This is a genomic window from Alloyangia mangrovi (assembly GCF_002300555.2).
GTDB lineage: Bacteria > Pseudomonadota > Alphaproteobacteria > Rhodobacterales > Rhodobacteraceae > Salipiger > Salipiger mangrovi.
The window spans coordinates 13,507-31,082 of sequence record NZ_NTHN02000060.1; the positions used below are offsets into that span (position 1 = coordinate 13,507).

Annotated in this window: 17 protein-coding genes and 1 pseudogene; 12 read left to right on the plus strand and 6 right to left on the minus strand. The window is 66.7% G+C overall.

Features of this window, described 5'->3' with window-relative positions; all coding sequences use genetic code 11:
• Nucleotides 1–21 precede the first annotated feature (21 nt).
• The 10 genes from rpsP (at nt 22) to CLG85_RS22960 (ending at nt 8,823) form a co-directional block, all read left to right on the plus strand.
• Nucleotides 22–405: a 30S ribosomal protein S16 gene (gene rpsP / locus CLG85_RS22915; protein ID WP_095883439.1), complete on the plus strand. Its 384-nt coding sequence runs from the start codon at nt 22–24 to the stop codon at nt 403–405.
• A 137-nt stretch (nt 406–542) separates the two neighbouring features.
• Nucleotides 543–1,397: a MipA/OmpV family protein gene (locus CLG85_RS22920; RefSeq protein WP_235865466.1), complete on the plus strand. Its 855-nt coding sequence runs from the start codon at nt 543–545 to the stop codon at nt 1,395–1,397.
• A gap of 109 nt (nt 1,398–1,506) precedes the next feature.
• Entirely contained in the window at nt 1,507–2,013 is a 507-nt protein-coding gene (gene rimM, locus CLG85_RS22925; protein ID WP_095883440.1) for a ribosome maturation factor RimM, read from the plus strand.
• 190 nt (nt 2,014–2,203) lie between these two features.
• A complete protein-coding gene (locus tag CLG85_RS22930) occupies nt 2,204–2,791 on the plus strand; it encodes a hypothetical protein (RefSeq protein WP_224917915.1) in 588 nt (195 codons plus the stop codon).
• Nucleotides 2,792–2,904: 113 nt separating this feature from the next.
• Nucleotides 2,905–3,711, plus strand: coding sequence for a tRNA (guanosine(37)-N1)-methyltransferase TrmD (trmD, locus tag CLG85_RS22935; RefSeq protein ID WP_224847856.1), 807 nt, complete (start codon nt 2,905–2,907; stop codon nt 3,709–3,711).
• The gene (locus tag CLG85_RS22940; protein ID WP_095883015.1) at nt 3,708–4,166 is read left to right on the plus strand and encodes a GNAT family N-acetyltransferase; all 459 of its coding nucleotides are present in this window, start codon (nt 3,708–3,710) and stop codon (nt 4,164–4,166) included. Before trmD ends, CLG85_RS22940 begins: the two co-directional genes overlap by 4 nt.
• 273 nt (nt 4,167–4,439) lie before the next feature.
• On the plus strand, nt 4,440–4,823 hold the full coding sequence (gene rplS / locus CLG85_RS22945) for a 50S ribosomal protein L19 (RefSeq protein WP_095883016.1): 384 nt from the start codon (nt 4,440–4,442) through the stop codon (nt 4,821–4,823).
• 11 nt (nt 4,824–4,834) lie between these two features.
• Nucleotides 4,835–5,056, plus strand: coding sequence for a 50S ribosomal protein L31 (rpmE, locus tag CLG85_RS22950; RefSeq protein WP_095883017.1), 222 nt, complete (start codon nt 4,835–4,837; stop codon nt 5,054–5,056).
• Nucleotides 5,057–5,232: 176 nt separating this feature from the next.
• On the plus strand, nt 5,233–6,906 hold the full coding sequence (locus tag CLG85_RS22955) for a bifunctional protein tyrosine phosphatase family protein/NAD(P)/FAD-dependent oxidoreductase (RefSeq protein WP_095883018.1): 1,674 nt from the start codon (nt 5,233–5,235) through the stop codon (nt 6,904–6,906).
• Nucleotides 6,907–7,065: 159 nt separating this feature from the next.
• Entirely contained in the window at nt 7,066–8,823 is a 1,758-nt protein-coding gene (locus CLG85_RS22960) for a SulP family inorganic anion transporter (RefSeq protein WP_095883019.1), read from the plus strand.
• Here the strand turns inward: CLG85_RS22960 and CLG85_RS22965 are convergent.
• The 3 genes and pseudogenes from CLG85_RS22965 to CLG85_RS22975 all read right to left on the minus strand — a co-directional run bounded on the left by CLG85_RS22965 (nt 8,770) and on the right by CLG85_RS22975 (nt 12,489).
• Entirely contained in the window at nt 8,770–9,486 is a 717-nt protein-coding gene (locus CLG85_RS22965) for a metallophosphoesterase (protein ID WP_311735030.1), read from the minus strand. The two genes, CLG85_RS22960 and CLG85_RS22965, sit on opposite strands and share 54 nt — an antisense overlap.
• 167 nt (nt 9,487–9,653) lie before the next feature.
• Nucleotides 9,654–11,250: pseudogene (serA, locus tag CLG85_RS22970) on the minus strand (phosphoglycerate dehydrogenase).
• 84 nt (nt 11,251–11,334) lie between these two features.
• Nucleotides 11,335–12,489 carry a phosphoserine transaminase gene (locus CLG85_RS22975; RefSeq protein ID WP_095883022.1) on the minus strand — a complete coding sequence of 385 codons (1,155 nt, stop codon included), beginning with the start codon at nt 12,487–12,489 and terminating at the stop codon, nt 11,335–11,337.
• A 321-nt stretch (nt 12,490–12,810) separates the two neighbouring features.
• Here CLG85_RS22975 and dgt point away from each other — a divergent pair, with 321 nt between their 5' ends.
• Both dgt and CLG85_RS22985 read left to right on the plus strand, forming a co-directional pair.
• Nucleotides 12,811–14,154 carry a dGTP triphosphohydrolase gene (gene dgt, locus CLG85_RS22980; protein WP_095883023.1) on the plus strand — a complete coding sequence of 448 codons (1,344 nt, stop codon included), beginning with the start codon at nt 12,811–12,813 and terminating at the stop codon, nt 14,152–14,154.
• A 137-nt stretch (nt 14,155–14,291) separates the two neighbouring features.
• The gene (locus CLG85_RS22985; RefSeq protein WP_095883024.1) at nt 14,292–14,627 is read left to right on the plus strand and encodes a DUF2794 domain-containing protein; all 336 of its coding nucleotides are present in this window, start codon (nt 14,292–14,294) and stop codon (nt 14,625–14,627) included.
• 31 nt (nt 14,628–14,658) lie between these two features.
• Here CLG85_RS22985 and speB read toward each other — a convergent pair whose 3' ends face one another.
• The 3 genes from speB to CLG85_RS23000 all read right to left on the minus strand — a co-directional run.
• The gene (gene speB / locus CLG85_RS22990) at nt 14,659–15,609 is read right to left on the minus strand and encodes an agmatinase (RefSeq protein ID WP_095883025.1); all 951 of its coding nucleotides are present in this window, start codon (nt 15,607–15,609) and stop codon (nt 14,659–14,661) included.
• A 1-nt stretch (nt 15,610) separates the two neighbouring features.
• Nucleotides 15,611–16,444: a C40 family peptidase gene (locus tag CLG85_RS22995; protein ID WP_176476641.1), complete on the minus strand. Its 834-nt coding sequence runs from the start codon at nt 16,442–16,444 to the stop codon at nt 15,611–15,613.
• A gap of 11 nt (nt 16,445–16,455) precedes the next feature.
• The coding region (locus tag CLG85_RS23000) for a leucyl aminopeptidase family protein (protein ID WP_260350097.1) at nt 16,456–17,576 on the minus strand (1,121 nt) is incomplete at its 5' end.

A 17,576-nucleotide genomic window follows, 5' to 3' on the forward strand; every position in this document is an offset into this window, starting at 1 on the left:
CATACTCAAGGAGATACCCCCATGGCCATGAAAATTCGTCTCGCCCGCGGTGGCTCGAAAAAGCGCCCCCACTACGCAATCGTCGCATCCGACTCGCGCATGCCGCGTGACGGCCGCTTCATCGAGAAGCTGGGCACCTACAACCCGCTGCTCGCCAAGGACGACGAGCGCCGCGTGATCATGAACGTCGAGCGCATTGAGTACTGGATGGGCCAGGGCGCCCAGCCGACCGACCGCGTTGCACGCTTCCTGGAAGCCGCCGGCGTTGTCGCGAAGAAAGAGCGCAGCAACCCCAAGAAAGCCGTCCCGGGCAAGGCAGCCACTGAGCGCGCCGAAGCCAAGGCAGCAAAAGCAGCAGCCGCCGCAGAGGCAGCAGCAGCACCGGCAGAAGAGTCCGCAGAGTAATTCTCCGCGGCATCAATGCCACAATAAGGGGTGCGCAGGAGAAATCCTGCGCACCCTTTTTGGTTGACACTTGGATAACTTGCGTCCGCGCCCTACCATCAGCCGAGTACTGCCTTGCGAACACCGGGATTTCTGCCATGCCGCTGCTCCGCCCCCTTGCTGCCGAGACCGCCGCGCTGACGCTCGTGACCCTGCTGCTCGCGGGCCCGGCTCTGGCGCAGGAATTCGCGACGCCCGAGACCATGAGCGATGGCGCCCCGGCGAGCCAGCCGGTCACCTCGACCCAATCCCCAGGCAACAGTTTCACTTTCACCCTTCGTGCCGGCGTCGCCACCCAGCCGAAGTTCTTCGGCTCGGACGAATACGACGTCGGACCCGACATCGGCTTCCGCTTCCGCCACCTGCGCCTGCGCGGCCTGCCCGAGGTCGGCGATACCGACCCCTGGGCGGAGGACTATGGCTGGGATTTCCACGGCTCGTTCCGCTATCTCGGCGAACGTGACGCCAGCAAGGATCCGGACCTCGAGAGCCTGCACGATATCGACCCGAGCTACGAGCTTGGCTTCGGCATCGGTTTCGCGGGCCCGAGCTACGAAGCCTTCGCCGACATCCGCCGCGGTTTCGGCGGCCACGAGGGCTACGTCGGCTCGGTGGGGATAGACTACGTTGCCCGCCCGGACGACCGCTGGAGGCTGACGGTCGGCCCGCGCTTCATCTGGGCCAACGACGAGTTCATCGACACCTATTCGGGCGTCGACCCTGACGAAGCCACCGCCGAGCTGCCGGCCTACGACCCCGAGGGAGGGCTGATCAGCGCCGGCATCCAGGTCGGCGCGCGCTACAAGATCAACGACCTCTGGGGCGTCGAGAGCGCGCTGAACTGGGACAACTTGCAGGGCGATGCTGCCGACAGCCCGATCGTCGACACCGGCGACAACGACCAGTGGCGCTTCCGCATCGGGGTGACCCGGGTCTTCAACCTGCGGTTCTGAGCCTTTCGGAGATTGCACAGGCGGGCCGGGTCGCGCTATCCCCGCCCTCACCAGCCCATGCGCCCCGCGCATCGGGCCGGCAAAGCGCAATGACGGGAGGCGCATCCAAGTGGACGAGATGATCTGTGTCGGCGTTCTGGGCGGCGCCTTCGGCGTGAATGGCGAGGTCCGGCTGAAGAGCTACACCGCGGACCCCGAGGCGATTGCCGACTATGCCCCGCTCACTTCCGAGGACGGCAGCCGCAGCTTCGATCTGCAAATCACCCGCCCGCTGAAGGGCGGCTTCGCGGCGCGGCTCTCGGGCGTGCGCACCAAGGAAGAAGCCGACGCCCTCAAGGGGCTGCAGCTTTTTGCCCCGCGCGACCGGCTGCCCGACCTGCCCGACGACGAATATTACTACACCGACCTGATCGGGCTGACCGTGCTCGACACCGGCGGCGCCGAGATCGGCAAAGTGAAAGCTGTGCTCAACCACGGTGCCTCGGACCTGCTCGAACTGATCGTGCCCGGCGCTTCCGCCACTGTACTGCTGCCCTTCACCCGCGCGGTGGTGCCGACGGTCGACCTTGCCTCCGGTCGGATCATCGCCGACCCGCCCGAGGGGCTGCTGGAGTAATCCCGCACGGGCCGCAACCAGAAGCCGAGAGTTGCCACCCGCAGGAAACGGGAAGGCCGAAACTCACCGATTGTTCCCCCAAAGGTGAAGATTTCGGGCCTTTGGTGATTTCTGGTTAGAACTCCTCGGAGCTATGCTAAGGTTACGCCAGTGTTGTTAACCCAGTGTTTTAGTTCCGAGGTTTGGTGTCGTGTTTTCGGTGGTCCGTCTTGGCCTGCGGGCGCGCTATGCGCCATTTCTCCTCCTCTGTCTCATCGCCACCCTGAGTGTTGCCGCCGTCACACCCGCGCTGCACCGTGACTCGCTGTTTCTTTTCGCCGCGCTCTGGCTGCTTGGCCTGCTGTCGGCACTGGCCGTGCGCGCCTCGCTGCGCCGGTTCCGCGCCGCGCAGCCGGTGCTGCTGACCCGCCGCGCGCTGCGCCGCCCGCCCCTGCCCCTGCCACCCGTGCGGCAGATGCGCGCCGAGCTGGCGCGTCTGCTAGCCAGCCCGGCACCCCTCGGCACGCTGCCGGAAAGCCCCGAACACGCCCTCCGGCGCATCCTTGAGCGCAGCCTAGCCTGCCAGCGCGCCCGCAGCGCCGCCGATCTCACCCCACGCGGGATTACCGAGCTGTGGCTCCTGGTCACGCTCCTGCGGGCCACGCCCGAACGTGCCGGAGGTCTTGCCCGATGCTTCCGCCTGCCGGATATGGTGCTCGACCTGCATGACCGGGTGCACCAGATCGCCGCCCAGCATGCCGCCGCCACGGCGCAGGCACCCTTTTCGACCCAAGGTTGATCCCCGTCGCCCACGTGCTGCCATCCGGCGCTGTGCGAACGCCATGGCTTGAGCCGCGGGCGCTCCGCCGCTAGACGGGGGCGCGACCCAGGGGGGCGCGAAGGATACCCGACATGACCGACACACCGCAGCGCGCCTCGGGCCGCAAGACCATCCGGCCCAGCCTCACACCGCGCGAGCTGATGACCGAGGCGCCGGAGCTGGCCCGCGCCTTCCAGGCGCAGGTGATCACCCTGCTCCCCGACGCCTTCCCCGGCGTTCTGGGCCATTCGCTGACCGGGCGCGCCCTGCAGGACGGGCTCTGGCAGCTCAGCACCGTCTCGCTGCGCGAGTTCGGCGAGGGCAGGCACCGCAACGTCGACGACACCCCCGCCGGCGGCGGCGCCGGCATGGTGCTGCGCCCTGACGTGATGGGCCAAGCCATCGAGCACGCCCGCGCCCGCATGCCCGCCCGCGCGCCGCTGATCTACCTCAGCCCACGCGGCCGCCGCTTCGACCAGCAGATGGCGCAGCGCCTCGCGCAGGAGCCCGGAGTCACGCTGATCTGCGGCCGCTTCGAGGGGCTCGACCAACGGGTGATCGATCACTACCAGATCATCGAGGTCTCGCTCGGCGATTTCGTCCTCACCGGCGGCGAGATCGCCGCGCAGATGCTGCTCGATGCCACCATCCGGCTGATCCCCGGCGTGCTCGGCAATGCCTCCTCGACTGAGGAAGAGAGCTTCTCGAACGGGCTGCTCGAGCATCCGCAATACACCCGCCCGGCCGAATGGCAGGGCCACCGCATCCCCGACGTGCTGCTCTCGGGCAATCACGCCGCCATCGAGGCCTGGCGCCGCGAACAGTCCGAAGAGATCACCCGCACCCGCCGCCCCGACCTCTGGGCCGCGCATGAGGAAGCAAAGAGGTCCGGCAAATGAGCGCGGTCAGCCTGCGCCGCGCGACCGAGGCGGACGTCCGGACCATCGTCGAAATGCTGGCGGACGATCCGCTGGGCGCCGCGCGCGAGGATCTCTCGGAACCTCTTGCCGCGGGCTACCTCGACGCCTTTGGCGCAATCGATGCGGATCCGAACCAGCTCCTCGCGGTCGCCGAGCGTGATGGCGAGATCATCGGCACGCTGCAGCTCACCTTCATTGCAGGGCTGTCGCGCAAGGGCGCGCTGCGCGGCCAGATCGAGGCCGTCCGCGTCGCGGCACCGGCACGCGGCATCGGGCTGGGCAGCCAGATGATCGACTGGGCGGTCGAAGAGTGTCGCGCCCGCGGATGCGCGACGGTGCAGCTGACCTCCGACGCCAGCCGCACCGATGCGCATCGCTTCTACGAGCGGCTCGGCTTCAAGGCGAGTCACCTGGGGTTCAAGCGCACGCTCTGAGCTCGGCGCAGCCGTTTTCACTTGATCCAAGCGCTATCCCCGCCTATACGGCGCCAATCCACGACGCCGCCCGGCGACTCGTGGAGTCGTCCGTTCCCGCCTCCCGTGTTTCTTCGGCGCGGCCCGAGCGGTCCGGACGCGGCCTCTGGCCACCCAGAAGACAAAGATGTTGTTACCTCCGGCGGGCGCTGCGGCGGACCCGATCGAAGACACGGAGCTCTGAGAACGCGACACCTTCACGGGAAAAACCGTGAGCAGATAGGAGAGCGTCAGATGGATCTGATCGCACAGCTCGAGGCGGAGCAAATTGCCGCCCTGGGGAAAACCATCCCCGACTTCAAGCCCGGCGACACCGTGCGCGTCGGCTACAAGGTGACCGAAGGTACGCGTACCCGCGTGCAGAACTACGAAGGCGTCTGCATCAGCCGTAAGAACGGCAAGGGCATCGCCGGCTCGTTCACCGTCCGCAAGATTTCCTTCGGTGAGGGCGTCGAGCGCGTCTTCCCGCTCTATGCCACCAACATCGATTCGATCGAGGTGGTGCGCCGCGGTAAAGTCCGTCGCGCCAAGCTGTACTACCTGCGTTCGCGCCGCGGCAAATCCGCTCGTATCGCAGAGCAGACCAACTACAAGCCGCTCGCCGGCGCTGACGCATAAGGAGAGCCGTTATGAAAAAGGGCATCCACCCCGACTATCACGTCATCGACGTCAAGATGACCGACGGCACCATCTACCAGACCCGTTCGACCTGGGGCAAGGAAGGCGACCAGATGTCCCTCGACATCGACCCGACCGTGCACCCGGCCTGGACCGGTGGCTCGTCGCGCCTGCTGGACGCCGGCGGCCGCGTGTCGAAGTTCAAGAAGAAATACGAAGGCCTGGGCTTCTGATCCCATCCCTTCCGGATTTCGGAAAACGCCGTCCCTCGGGGCGGCGTTTTTCTTTGTCAGCGCGCCGCGCGCCGCGTTGACCCTGCGACAATGTGATCGGCCCTCCCCGTCGAACAAAATGCATTCTCAATACTGAATGTGTATGCTCCTTGCGAATCGAGTTGGGAGGACACCTCGTGGACATTCGTAAGATTACCGACGACATCGCCGCCTCGCCGCAGATCACCGAGGCCGATGTGGCCGCGATCGCCGAGGCCGGCTATCGCGCCATCATCTGCAACCGGCCCGACGGAGAGGGCGCGGATCAGCCAAATTTCGAAGAGATCGAGGCCGCCGCGAAACAGGCCGGGCTCGAGGCGCGCTACATCCCCGTCATCGCGGGCAAGGTGCAGGACGCCGACGCCGACGCCTTCGGCAAGGCCCTGCGTGAACTGCCGGGCCCGGTGCTCGCCTACTGCCGCAGCGGCACGCGCTCGGCCACGCTCTGGTCGCTGAGCCAGGCCGGCAGCCTGCCGCCCGCACATATCCTCGCAGCCACCAAGCAGGCAGGCTACGACATGGCGGGCGTCGTCCGGCGCATCGTCAACGGCGGCAGGACCCCGACCGACACCGGCGATGCGAAGTTCGACGTGGTGGTGGTCGGCGGCGGGGCCGCGGGCATCGCCGTCTCGGCCAGCCTCAAGGCCCGCAAGCCCGATCTGAACATCGCCCTGCTCGACCCCGCCGACATCCACTACTACCAGCCCGGTTGGACCATGGTCGGCGGCGGCGTCTTCGAGCCGCAGACCACCGCCCGCACCATGGGCAGCCTGATCCCCCGGGGCGTGCATTGGATCAAGGCGGCGGTCGCCGCCTTCGAGCCCGGCGACAACGCCGTCGTGCTCGATGGCTGCCGGGTGGTGAAATACGACCGGCTGATCGTCTGCCCGGGGCTGAAGCTCGGCTGGCACAAGGTCGAGGGCCTCGTCGAGACGTTGGGCAAGAACGGCGTCACCTCGAACTACCGCTACGATCTGGCCCCCTACACCTGGGAGCTTGTGAAGGGTCTCAAGGGCGGCCACGCGCTCTTCACCCAGCCGCCCATGCCGATCAAATGCGCCGGCGCACCGCAGAAGGCGCTCTATCTCTCGGCCGACCATTGGTGCCGCACCGGGATCCTGCCACGCATTGAAATCGAGTTCATGAACGCTGGCGGCGTCCTCTTCGGCGTGAAGGACTACGTGCCCGCGCTCGAGAGCTATATCGAGAAGTACCGCGCCAAGCTGAACTTCTTCCACAACCTCGTGGCGGTGGACGGCCCGGCACGCAGGGCGACCTTCAAGGTGTCCAGACCCGGCACCGAGCCGACAGAGGTGACGGTGGACTTCGACATGATGCACGTCTGCCCGCCGCAGACCGCACCCGACTTCATCCGTGTCTCACCTCTGGCCGATGCCGCCGGTTGGGTCGACGTCGATCAGGGTACCCTTCGCCACAAGAGCTACGCCAATATCTGGAGCCTCGGTGACGTGATGAACGCGCCCAACGCCAAGACCGCCGCGGCGGCGCGCATGCAGGCGCCGGTGGTGGCCGAGAATGTGGCCGCGGACATCGACGGCAAGGCACCTGCCGCGCTCTACAACGGCTACGGCTCCTGCCCCCTGACCGTTGAGCGGGGCAAGATCGTGCTCGCCGAGTTCGGCTACGGCGGCACGCTGCTGCCGAGCTTCCCGACATGGCTGATCGACGGCACCAAGCCGACTCGCGCGGCCTGGCTGCTCAAGGAGCAGATCCTCCCGCCGATCTACTGGAAGGCAATGCTGCGCGGGAAGGAATGGATGGCGAAGCCCGAACCCGTCACGGCGTCCTGAAGATATTTTTCTGGAAATGATACCACTGCGCGGACAGTGTTCTGCGCAGGGGAAATGACAGGGAACATGAGTTTCGGCCTTCACAAATTCATTTATTGGAATATATAGAGCTCATCTCCCCGACTCCCCTTGGGGAACGCGCTATTCAGGACCCTGCCCATGCGACTTCCCCGCCTGACCCGCTACCTGCCGATCCTCGACTGGGCACGCAGCTACGACCGAGACACCGCGACCTCGGACCTCGTGGCCGCGGTGATCGTGACGATCATGCTGATCCCGCAGTCGCTCGCCTATGCCCTGCTCGCCGGGTTGCCCGCCGAGATGGGGCTCTATGCCTCGATCCTGCCGCTGGTGGCCTATGCGATCTTCGGCACCAGCCGGGCGCTGGCCGTGGGTCCGGTGGCCGTGGTCTCGCTGATGACTGCGGCGGCGATCGGGCAGCTTGGCCTCAGCGACCCGGCGCAGATCGCGCTGGCTGCGGTCACCCTTGCCTTCATCTCGGGCGTCTTTCTCGTTGCCATCGGCGTGCTGCGCCTTGGCTTTCTGGCGAACTTCCTCAGCCACCCGGTGATCGCGGGCTTCATCACCGCCTCGGGGGTGCTGATCGCCGCCTCGCAGCTCAAGCATATCTTCGGCATCAGCGCCGAGGGCCATACGTTGGTCGACCTTGTCGGCGCGCTGATTGCCCACCTGCCCGAGACGAACTTCATCACCCTTGCCATCGGCGCCGCCGCCACCGGCTTCCTGTTCTGGGTGCGCAAGGGGCTGAAGCCGCTGCTGCGCAAGATGGGCCTCGGCCCGCGCATGGCCGACATCCTTGCCAAGGCCGGGCCCGTCGCCGCCGTTGCCGTGACCACGCTGCTGACCTGGGGCCTCGGGTTGAACGAGATGGGGGTGAAGGTCGTGGGCGAGGTGCCGATGGGCCTGCCGCCTTTCTCGGTGCCCTCCTTTGACCTGAGCATGTGGAAGACGCTGCTGATGCCAGCGGTGCTGATTTCGATCATCGGCTTCGTGGAATCGGTTTCGGTTGCCCAGACGCTCGCCGCCAAGCGCCGACAGCGGATCGATCCTGACCAGGAGCTGATCGGCCTCGGCGCCTCGAACATCGGCTCGGCACTCTCGGGCGGCTTCCCGGTCACCGGCGGCTTCTCGCGCTCGGTGGTGAACTTCGACGCCGGCGCCGAGACCCCGGCAGCGGGCGCCTATACCGCCGTGGGCATCGGCCTTGCAACACTGGTGCTGACCCCGCTGCTGTTCTTCCTGCCGAGGGCCACGCTGGCCGCAACGATCATCGTCGCCGTGCTGAGCCTCGTCGACTTCTCGATCCTCAAGAAGACCTGGACATACTCCAAGGTGGACTTCACCGCGGTCTCGGCCACCATCGTGCTGACTTTGCTGGTCGGCGTCGAGGTGGGTGTCTCGGCCGGTGTGCTACTGTCGATCCTGCTGCACCTCTACAAGACGTCGAAGCCGCATGTGGCCGAGGTCGGGCTGGTGCCGGGCACCCATCACTTCCGCAACGTGCTGCGCCACGATGTCGAGACCCTGCCGGGCGTGCTGACCCTGCGGGTGGATGAGAGCCTCTATTTCGTCAACGCGCGCTTCCTCGAGGAATACGTGCTGACCCGCGTCGCCGAGTGCCGGAACCTTCGCCACGTGGTGCTTATGTTCCCGGCGGTGAACGAGGTCGACATGAGTGCGCTCGAGACGCTGGAAGAGATCAACCGGCGCCTGTCCGAGCAGGGCATCATCCTGCACCTGACCGAGGTGAAGGGCCCGGTGATGGATCGCCTCAAGCGTTCGCACTTCCTGCATGAACTCTCGGGACAGGTCTTCCTTTCGCAATACGAGGCCTGGTGCGCCCTAAAGCCGGACGCGCCCGATGGGGCCGAGCAGGAAAGCCTCGCGGCCCAGTAACAGGCCCGGCCGGAGCGGGCGCCCGTAGCCCGCTCCGCCGTCCATGTTGAGCCGGTTCGAATAGAGCTGCGGCGCGTCCAGCGCCGTATGGCCGTGCACCACCAGCCGCCCCCAGTCGCCCTGCCAATCGAGGAAGGGTGCGCGGATCCACACCAGATCATCTTCTTTCTGATAATTCAGCAGCACCCCGGGGCGCAGCCCGGCGTGGACGAAGATATGCTCCTCGGTTTCAAGCAGGCGCGGCAGGTTTGCGATCCAGTCGCGGTGGGCCTGCGGGATCGCTTCGAGCGCATCGGCATGGATGTCGTCGAGGTCCCGCCCCTCGCGCACATCCACCCCATAGGACGCCAGCGTGTGCGCGCCGCCGAGCGGCGGATCGGTCCAGAGCAGCGGCCGCGAGACGTTGGGGTCCATGTAGTTCGGGTTCGCCAGATAGCGCAGCAGAAAGCGGTCGTGGTTGCCCATCAGGCAGGTCCAGGGCTTGCCCTCCGCCTGCCCTTGCATCAGCAGCTCGATCACCGCACGGGAGTCCGGCCCCCGGTCGACGTAATCGCCCAGGAAGACGATCGGCGCGCCGGCATGCTCGTCTTTTGCGATATACTCGAGCGCTTCGTGCAGCCGGTCGATCTGGCCGTGAATGTCACCGATGACGAATTTGGGCATGATGAGAGGTCCTTTCCGTAAGGTCTACTTGGACCCCGGCGCCGGGCGAGGCAAGGGCAAGCGCCGCGCTGGATCCGCGGAAAGGCGATCCTCACGAAAAAGGGGCGCCCCGCGAGGCGCCCCCATCTTCTCTGTCCCTGTCGTCCCTTCGGCCTTGGGCCTTCTTATCAGGCGACTTCGAATTCCAGCGGCTTGACCTGCTGGAAGAGGCCGGTGTCGCGCAGCGCGGTCACGACGTCGTCGTCGATCGCCTCATCGAGGTAGGCAATCGCGATCGCCTCGCCACCCGCCGCGGCGCGGCCGAGGGTGAAGTTCGCGAGGTTGACGTTGTGGTCGCCCAGCATCGATCCCAGCTTGCCGATGATGCCCGGCACGTCCTTGTTGGTGGTGTAGAGCATGTGCTCGCCCACCTCGGCCTCGATGTTGATGCCCTTGATCTGGATGAAGCGCGGCTTGCCATCCGAGAACACGGTGCCTGCGACAGAACGCTCACGCTTCTCGGTGACCACGGTCACCTTGATATAGCCCTCGAAGGCGCCCGACTGCTCCTGGTTGGTGGTCGAGATCTGGATGCCGCGCTCTTTGGCGATGACCGGGGCCGAGACCATGTTCACCTCGGGCGAGATGGTCTTCATGATGCCGGCGATCAGCGAGCAGTTCAGCGCCGCCAGGTTCATCTCCGCGACAGCACCGTCGTAGAGGATGTTGATCGCGGTGATCGGCTCGTCGGTCATCTGGCCGATGAAGTTGCCGAGGTGGCCGGCAAGCTTGATCCAAGGGCCCATGACCTTGGCTTCCTCGGCGGTCACCGACGGCATGTTCAGCGCGTTCGACACGGCACCGGTCAGCAGGTAGTCGGCCATCTGCTCGGCCACCTGCAGCGCCACGTTCTCCTGCGCTTCGGTGGTCGAGGCGCCGAGGTGGGGGGGTGCAGACCACGTTCGGCAGGTTGAACAGCGGGTTCTCGGTCGCGGGCTCGACGGCGAAGACGTCGAAGGCCGCGCCGGCCACGTGACCGGACTTCAGCAGCTCGGCCAGCGCTTCCTCATCGACGAGGCCACCACGGGCACAGTTGATGATCCGCACGCCCTTCTTGGTTTTTGCGAGGTTCTCGCGGCCGAGGATGTTGCGGGTCTGGTCGGTCAGCGGCACGTGCAGCGTGATGAAGTCGGCGCGGGCCAGCAGCTCGTCGAGCTCGACCTTCTCGACGCCCATCTTGTCTGCCTTCTCGTGGCTCAGGAAGGGGTCATAGGCCACGACCTTCATCTTCAGGCCGCGGGCGCGGTCGCAGACGATGCCGCCGATGTTGCCGGCACCGATCACGCCGAGGGTCTTGCCTGTCAGCTCGACTCCCATGAAGGCGTTCTTTTCCCATTTGCCGGCATGGGTCGAGGCGCTCGCCTCGGGCAGTTGCCGCGCCACGGCGAACATCAGCGCGATGGCGTGCTCGGCGGTGGTGATCATGTTGCCGAAGGGGGTGTTCATCACGATGACACCCTTCTTCGACGCGGCTTCCTTGTCGATGTTGTCGGTGCCGATACCGGCGCGGCCGACGACCTTCAGGCGGGTCGCGTTCTCGAGGATCGAGGGGGTGACCTTGGTGGCCGAGCGGATCGCGAGACCATCGTAGTCGCCGATCACCGCGGCGAGGGCTTCCTTGTCTTTGCCCAGCTCGGGGCGGAAGTCGACCTCGATGCCGCGATCGCGGAAGATCTGCACGGCGGCGTCGGAAAGCTTGTCGGAGATGAGAACCTTGGGAGCCATTTCAGCGGTCCTTTCGGGGAAATCTGGATGCGAGGAGAGACGGGACCGCCCGCGCGGTCCCGCAAATTCGTCAAAACTTGGGGATCAGGCCGTTTCGGCCTGTGCCTCGATCTCGGTCTCGAAGGCCCACTGGAGCCAGAGCGTCAGCGCCTCGATGTCGGCGGTCTCGACCGTGGCACCGCACCAGATGCGCAGGCCCGACGGGGCGTCGCGATAGGCACCGATGTCATAGGCGACGTGATAGGTCTCGAGTTTCTTGGCCACCGCCTTGGCAAAGGCCGCGCCGTCCTTGATCCGGTCGTCGGTGAATTTCAGGCACACCGAGGTGTTGGACCGGGTGGCCTCATCCTCGGCGAGGTTGGCGATCCAGTCGTGACGGTCGCAGAAGTCCCAGAGAACCTTTGCGTTGGTGTCCGCGCGTTCCTGCAAAGCCTTGAGGCCACCGATCTTGCGCGCCCACTCGAGCGCGACGAGGTAGTCCTCGACCGCCAGCATCGATGGGGTGTTGATCGTCTCGCCGACGAAGATGCCCTCGATCAGCTTGCCGCCCTTGGTCATGCGGAAGATCTTCGGCAGCGGCCAGGCGGGGGTGTAGCTCTCGAGACGCTCGACGGCGCGGGGCGACAGGACGATCATGCCATGCGCCGCTTCGCCGCCCATCACCTTCTGCCAGGAGAAGGTGGTGACATCGAGCTTGTCCCAGGGCAGGTCCTGCGCGAAGGCGGCCGAGGTCGCATCGCAGATGGTCAGGCCCTCGCGGTCCGCGGGGATCGCGTCGCCATTGGGCACGCGCACGCCGGAGGTGGTGCCGTTCCAGGTGAAGACGACGTCATTGTCGAAGTTCACCGTGGCGAGGTCGACGATCCGGCCGTAGTCGGCGGTCTTCACTTCGGCGTCGATCTTGAGCTGTTTCACCACATCGGTGACCCAGCCTGCGCCGAAGGATTCCCAGGCCAGCATCTCTGCCTTGCGGGCGCCGAGCATCGACCACATCGCCATCTCGACCGCACCGGTGTCGGAGGCGGGGACGATGCCGATATTGTAATCGGCGGGAATGTTGAGGATCTCGCGGGTGCCTTCGATGGCAGCCTTCAGCTTGTCCTTGCCGACCTTGGCGCGGTGCGAACGACCGAGCGGGGCATCGGACAGCATGTCCAGCGAGAAATGGGGGATCTTGGCACAGGGGCCGGAAGAAAAGCGCGGGTTTGCCGGCCGCGCGGACGGTTGTGGTCTAGCCATGTATCTCTAACCTTACAGATAGTCGCCCTTCGTTGGGGAAGGGTGTCCCGCTGCCGCATCTACGGGAGCGGATGGATTCGAGCAAGGTGTGAAATGCACCCATTGCGTCGCTTTTTCGGGGATTGCTTGCGCAGGCTGGAGCGGATCGGAAACTTTTGGATCCGGGCGCAGGGGCGGTTACGTCACCTTCGGAGCTCTGCCCCGCCCGCTGCGCGGGCTCCCCCGGGGATATTTGAACCTTGGAAGAAACGGCGCGGGCGGCTTTCCCCTCCCCCCCGCTCTCAGCTAGGTGTGCAAGGGACCAGACCGGGGGAACGAGCGATGTTGTGGACCGAGCTTCTTTGCGCCGAACGGCTGAGCGATTCGAGCTACGTCGAGGGGCGCAACCGGTCGATCTTCGTGCAGGATCACGACCGTATCGTCTTCTCGGCCCCCTTCCGCCGGCTCGCCAACAAGACCCAGGTGCACCCGCTCTACGAGAACGACCACATCCACCACCGGCTGATCCATTCGGTCGAGGTCGGCAGCGTCGGACGCTCGCTGGCGATGCATATCGGCGACTGGCTGATCGGTGAGGGCGAGATCGGCCCGCACGAGGATTACAGCCTCGCCAACGTGGTGCAGGCCGCCTGCGCGGCGCATGACATTGGCAACCCGCCCTTCGGCCATTCTGGCGAGGCCTCGATCGGCAATTGGTTCGCCGAGCGCTTCGACACCGGGCGCGGGCTCTGCGGCGATCTCGACCCCGCGCTGCGCCCGGAGTTCACCGCCTTCGAGGGCAACGCGCAGGGCTTCCGGATCGTCACGCGGCTCGAGATGTACCGCAATGCCGGCGGCATGCGCCTGTCGAAGGCTGTGCTGGGTGCCTTCATGAAGTACCCCGCCACCGCCGCGACCCGCGCGGGCCTGCCAGACGACTTGTGCAAGGGCTACGTCGGGTTGAAGAAATTCGGCGTCTTTTCCGGGGAGGAGGCGCTTTTTGCCGAGGTGGCGCAGGGCTGCGGCCTGCCAATGGAAGAGAGCGCCGCGGGCCGCTGGTGGCGACGCCATCCGCTGGTCTTCGTCGTCGAGGCGGCGGATGACATCTGCTATAACATCGTTGATCTCGAGGATGCCTTCACCTCGGGCGACCTGCCCTTCGACGTCGTGCGCGACGCGCTGAACGAGCTTGCCGGGAGGCCCAACCGCGACACCAGCGGCTACACCCGCACCGAGGAGATCGCCCTGCTGCGCGCGCTGGCCATCGGCCGGGCAATCGAGGCCTGCGTTGCCGCCTTCCGCGAGAATTACGCCGCGATCATGGACGGCAGCTTTTCTGCCGCGCTGGTCGACGTCTCGGCCTGCGGAGATAGCTTTGCCCAGATCGGCACGCTGGCGCAGGAGCGCATCTTCACCTCGCGCCGCAAGACCGAGCTGGAGATCTCGGGGCGGCAGGTGATCCGCAACGTGCTGGATGGGGTGCTGCCGGTCTTCGATGCGCTGGCGGCGGCGGGCTGGGAGGCCTCGGCGCTGAAGGGTCACCCGGCGCAGATCGCCCGGGCGCTCTCGCTTGACCTGCGCGACATTGGCACCCCCGAGACCGCGCTGCACGGGCTGGCGGATTTCGTTTCCGGCATGACCGACCGCTACGCGCTGTCGATCTCGCGGATGCTCTCGGGGAGTTGAAAAGCGCCGCGAGAGGCGGCCTCCCGTCACAAGACCGCCTGCGCCCCGCAGGATATTCGGACCCGAAAGAAGGGCTTAAGCGCCCGAGATGCGCGCGGGGCCTTGATTTGTGACCACATCGGGCGCAGCTTTGAAGGATGAACAGCCTGACACCATTTCCGGGACAGGGCAGCGATGTGGTTGCCTTTCACCGGACCGAGCTGAACGTGATCCTCTCGCTCTATGGCCGCATGGTGGCGGCCGGGGAATGGCGCGACTATGGGATCTCTTCGCTCAGGGACGTGGCGGTGTTTTCCGTCTTCCGGCGCACCGCCGAACATCCACTCTACCGCATCGAGAAACGTCCCAAACTGCGTCAGCGGCAGGGCGAATACGCGGTGATCACCATGGAGGGGCAGGTCCTCAAGCGCGGGCACGACCTGAAGACCGTGCTGCGGGTGCTCGAACGCAAGCTGATCCGCGCGGTGGAATGATCCGCGCGGCGTGACCGCGCGGACCGGAAATTCACTTGCCCTGGCCGACCATGGCGCAGAGCAGTTCGAACATGATCGTCACGCCAAGGAAGGCGGTGCCGCCCGAGGTGTCAAAGGGCGGCGAAACCTCGACGAGGTCCGCACCCGCAATGTTCAGCCCCATCAGCTCGCGCACCACCTGTAGCGCCTGGTAGGAATTCGGCCCGCCAATTTCCGGCGTTCCGGTGCCGGGCGCGAAGGTCGGATCGACGAAATCGATGTCATAGCTGACGTAGGTTGGCTCGGTTCCGACGATCTCGCGCGCCTCACCCATGACGTCGGCGACGCCGCGGGCGTGGAACTCCTCGATGGGGATGATGCGGATGCCCTCCGCCTTGGCGAAGTCGCGATCCTCCTGGTCGTACATCGGGCCGCGGATGCCGATCTGCACGATGCGCTTTGGATCGAGCAGCCCCTCCTCCACCGCCCGGCGGAAGGGCGTGCCATGGGTATACTTGAAGCCGCCGAAGTAGCTGTCCCAGAGGTCGGTATGGCTGTCGAAATGCACCATGCCCAAGGGCTTTGCCCTGCCGAGCGCGCGCAGCACGGGAAGCGAGCAGAGGTGGTCTCCGCCGCCGGTGAGCGGCCGGATGCCAGCCGCGACGATCTGGTCGTAGAAGGCGGTGATCCGCGCCATGCTGTCCTGGATATCTGCGGGGTTGGGCCCGACGTCGCCGAGATCGGCGCAGGCCGCGGCCTCGAAGGGCCGGATGCCGAAATGCCCGTGCTCGGCGCGGATCATCGTCGAGGCGTCGCGCAGCTGGCGCGGGCCGGGGCGGTTGGTGGTGCCGCTGTCCCAGGGCACGCCGACGAGGCCGATCTCGACCTCTTCGAAACGCGCGTCACCCGGCTGCACCAGCGGCAGCCGCATGAAGGTGGGGATGCCGGCGTAGCGCGGCAGGTCCATGCCCGAGACGGGGTGGAAGAAGGGATCGCTGGTCATCTCAGGCTCCGGTCAGGCGGGCGTGGCGGGTGACGGGGCCCTCGCCCTGCCCCTCGATGCGCGCAAGCGCGCTGGCAATGGGCTCATAAGCGACGGCCATGTGGAAGGCGTTCGCGTGCAGAAGGGTCTGCGGGTCGGCGATCCAGGCAACGTGACCCTTCCAGAAGAAGAGATCGCCGCGCTTTGGCGGGGTGCCGGGGGCGAGGGTCTCGCCGAGCGCCCGCGCCTGCAGGTCGCTGTCGCCGGGGCAGTCTATGCCGCAGGCCAGCAGCCCGGCCTGCACCAGCCCCGAACAATCGATGCCCATCGCCGAGTTACCGCCCCAGAGGTAGGGCGTGCCGAGCAGACGCTCGGAGACCGCGACCGGGTCGGGTTCCGGCCGATCCAGCGGCAACAGGTGACCGGCGGGGACAAAGCCCGTCTCGGTTTCGAGGAAGGCGCCCGACTGGCCGGACACGCAGAGCCGCGCGCCGAGGGTCAGGAAGGCGCGGTCCGGCGTCTTGAGGTTGGCCTCGGCATAGGCGTGGGTGGCGCGGGTGGCGACGCGGTGGGTGGGCTCGGTGCGCAGGCCGAGGGCCTCTTCCGAGACATAGCCTACGAAGCCATCCGCTTGCGCCTGCACGAAAGCCCAACCCTCATACCGCTCGTAAACGGTGACGGCAGCGCCGTAGGTCAGCTGCCGGTCGCGCGCGCCGCCCGGGGATTTCAGCAGGTCGGCGACGTCGGCGCTGACCGAAACTTCCTCGCCTTCGGTGAAGTATTGCGCCTCGACCTGCCCCAGCAGGTGAGCGGCGGCAACGCGGCCATTGGCGGGGGTGAGACGGCGGTCCATCAGCACGGCGTCCTTCACAGGCCCAGCACCTGCGGCAGCGCGCCGAGGATGGCACGCGGCCCCTGCCCCAGGCCACCCTTGGGCCGAGCCGGGGCCGGCGCCGGGTTCCAGGCATAGATGTCGAAATGGGCGTAGCGCGTCTCGGTCACGAAGCGGCGCAGAAAGAGGGCCGCGGTGATCGAGCCCGCCATGCCGCCCGAGGGGGCGTTGTCGAGATCGGCGATACCGGGCTCGATCTTGTCCTCGTAGGGCTCCCAGAAGGGCATGCGCCAGACCGGGTCCGCCGCCGGGCCGCTGGCCTTGGTGAGCGCGTCCGCAAAGCCCTCGTCATCGGTGTAGAAGGGCGCGAGATCGGGGCCAACCGCGACCCGGGCGGCACCGGTGAGCGTTGCCATCGACAGGATGAAGTCGGGCTTCTCCTCGTCGGCCAGCGCCAGCGCGTCGGCCAGCACGAGCCGGCCCTCGGCGTCGGTGTTGTTGATCTCGACCGTCAGCCCCTTGCGCGACGTGAGGATGTCCTGCGGGCGGAAGGCATCGCCCGAGACCGAGTTCTCCACCGCCGGGATCAGCACCCGCAGCTGCAGCTTGAGCCCCAGCGCCATGATCATCCGGGCAAGGCCCAACACGTTGGCGGCGCCGCCCATGTCCTTCTTCATCAGCCCCATGGAGCTGCCCGGCTTGAGGTTCAGCCCGCCGGTGTCGAAGCAGACGCCCTTGCCGACCAGCGTCAGTTTCGGGCCGGTGGTGCCCCAGCGCATGTCGATCAGCCGCGGCGCGCGCGGGCTGGCACGCCCCACGGCGTGGATCATCGGGAAGTTTTTCTCGAGCAGTGCGTCTCCGGTGGTCACCTCGATTTCGGCCTCGAACTCGGCGGCAAGGCTACGCGCCGCAGCCTCGAGCTGCTCCGGCCCCATGTCGGAGGCGGGGGTGTTCACCAGGTCGCGGGTCAGTGCCTCGGCGGCGGCGAGCACCTCGACCCTTGGCGCATCGACCCGCTCGGGAGCGACGAGGCGCGGCATCTCGGGGGTCTCGCCGGCGTAGCGGGTGAAGCGGTAGCCGGCGAGCAGCCAGCCGAGCGCCTCTTCCTCGGCGGCGGCGGCGGGCAGGCCGGAGGCGATGCGGTAGGTGCCTCGGG